Origin of the sequence: Streptomyces sp. XM83C (assembly GCF_023072675.1) — a bacterium.
Lineage (GTDB): Bacteria > Actinomycetota > Actinomycetes > Streptomycetales > Streptomycetaceae > Streptomyces > Streptomyces thermocoprophilus.
This window is the reverse complement of sequence record NZ_JALLGL010000521.1, coordinates 1-2097: the sequence shown is the minus strand read 5'-3', so window position 1 is coordinate 2097 and position 2097 is coordinate 1. Positions and strand designations below refer to the sequence as shown.

The 2097-nt window shown below is 67.5% G+C and carries 3 protein-coding genes and 1 pseudogene; 3 read left to right on the top strand and 1 reads right to left on the bottom strand.

The window, feature by feature from the left end; translation table 11 throughout:
• Positions 1-381 precede the first annotated feature (381 nt).
• A complete protein-coding gene (locus MTQ10_RS29990) occupies positions 382-615 on the top strand; it encodes a hypothetical protein (protein ID WP_247473690.1) in 234 nt (77 codons plus the stop codon).
• A complete protein-coding gene (locus MTQ10_RS31390) occupies positions 612-737 on the top strand; it encodes a hypothetical protein (protein WP_282612751.1) in 126 nt (41 codons plus the stop codon). The genes MTQ10_RS29990 and MTQ10_RS31390 overlap by 4 nt, the downstream gene beginning before the upstream one ends.
• A 288-nt stretch (positions 738-1025) precedes the next feature.
• On the opposite strand, the pseudogene MTQ10_RS29985 reads toward MTQ10_RS31390, so the two are convergent.
• Positions 1026-1460 (bottom strand): annotated as a pseudogene (locus tag MTQ10_RS29985) (IS5 family transposase); the annotation flags it as partial.
• 5 nt (positions 1461-1465) lie between these two features.
• Between MTQ10_RS29985 and MTQ10_RS29980 the strand changes: the two are divergent.
• Complete coding sequence (locus tag MTQ10_RS29980) at positions 1466-2005, top strand: hypothetical protein (protein WP_247473688.1); 540 nt, start codon at positions 1466-1468, stop codon at positions 2003-2005.
• Positions 2006-2097: the final 92 nt, after the last annotated feature.

Here is a 2097-nt window from a genome sequence, read left to right as displayed (position 1 = left end):
CTACAACCGCCGTCGCCTGCGCAAGCACAAGATCTTCGGCTACCTCACACCGGCCGAGACCAGACAGCGACATCAACACGCCCTCGCGGCATAACGAACGAGTGTCCAAGATCACGGGGAAACTTCAAGCTGATCCACACCAACCTCTGGCGGGGAGACATCTGGCCGCCAGCGGGGACCTCTAACCGGCCGCCAGCAGGGAGAACTACTGGCCGCCTACGGGGAGCACTACATGGCCGTTGACACACGACAACGAGGCCGGCATCGCCCTGCTGGACCAGGCGGCCGAACGATGCGGGCCGCGCCTGGACAAGGCCCTGGTCGACCAGGGTTCCAAGGACGCCGTGATCATCCATGGCGCAGTGAACGGCATCCGCCGAGGTGGTCCGGCGCAACCTCGCCGACGAGGGCAAAGGCATCGCCCCACAGCCCGTCCGATGGCGGGTCGAGCAGGTCAACGCCACCCGCATGCTTCATCGGCGTCTCGCCCGTGACCACGACCACCGGCCCGACAATGCCGCCTCCCGCATCTACTGGGCCTCCACCGCCGGCATGCTCCGCCGCCTCACCCCCCATACTTCCGCTTGGCGGGACGACGTGGAGCTGGCCGCGTGAACGTCAGCGAACTCCTGCGCCTGCTGCAAGCCGAGCACGACGAGACCGCCGCCCGCGCCGGCAACCTGCGCGGACAGATCGAGCACCTCACCACTGCCCTCGCCGAGACCAGGCCCGCCTGACCGAACTGGCCGCCACCCGCAAGGTCGTCGACGGCCTCGCCACGCCCGGCCACGAACCGGCTCCCGCGGAGAGCGCGACCGTCTACCAGCGCATCGTGACCGCCTTCAACGAGCACCCCGGGACCGTGTTCCGCGTCCGTGATCTGCACGAACACCTCGGCCTGCCCACCGCCGAGCCCTCGACCGACGTCACTCGCTCCCGCCAGGGACGACTCGCCCGTCAAGGACTCCTCGAACAACCCGGACGCGGCCAATATCAGAAACGGACTTCACACCCTCTGATATCAGCCAGCACAGGGACTGGATCTGCCGGTGAGTAATGAGGAAGCAGGCGAGTTTCAGGAACGCCTCGTGGATGTCGGGCCCACGTTCCCAACGGATGCGAAGGCATCGGAAGCCGTGCAGCCAGGCAAAGGCCCGTTCGACCACCTACCGGTAGGTTCCCAGCCCGGTGCCGTGCCGGGTTCCGCGTCCGGAGATGGCCGGAACGATGCCACGAGCGCGGACCTGGTCGCGGTAGACGTCGTGGTCGTAGCCGCGGTCGGCGAACAGCGAGTCCGGCTCACGGCGAGGACGGCCGATGCGGCCGCGGACCGGCGGGATCGCGTCGAGCAGTGGCAGGAGTTGGATGACGTCGTTGCGGTTGCCGCCGGTCAGCAGGACCGCGAGCGGGGTGCCGTGCCCGTCGGTGATCAAGTGGTGTTTCGAGCCTGCCCGGCCCCGAGGTCATGGGCCTGAACGACATCAAGGGCTGCGTCGAGAACCCCACAGGCTTCGACTGCGTCATGGCCGCCATCGGCATCATCCCGTGGGGCAAGCTCAAGCTCGTCACCAAGCTCGACGACGGCCTCGACGCCATCAGGGGCCTACGTGCCGCCCGCCGCTCCGTGAGCTGTCTGGCCGGAGCAGCGCACAGCTTCCCCGCAGGCACCAAGGTCCTCATGGCCGACGGCACGAGCCGCTCGATCGAACAAATCAGGACCGGCGACCTCGTCACCGCCACCGACCCAGTCACTGGTGAAACTGCCCCGGCAGGTCACTCGGACCATCCACACTCCCGACGACCGGGACTTCACCGAGGTCACCCTCACCGACGGATCCGCGCTTACCTCGACCAGCCACCACCCCTACTGGTCCGAATCCGACCGGACATGGAAGAAGGCGAGCGCACTCAAGGCTGGCGACACGCTGCGCAACCCGCAGAACAGCGCCCCTGCCGTCGCCAGTACCCGTCATTGAGCACTGTGCATCGTGAAACGTGCAGGTGAGGTGGGCTGGTGTGCGGGCGAGTTGCCGTGCTCGCGCTGGTCGGCGGCGGGTGTCCATGGTGAAGATCGTCTGCCCTGTCGGCTGAGGCGGT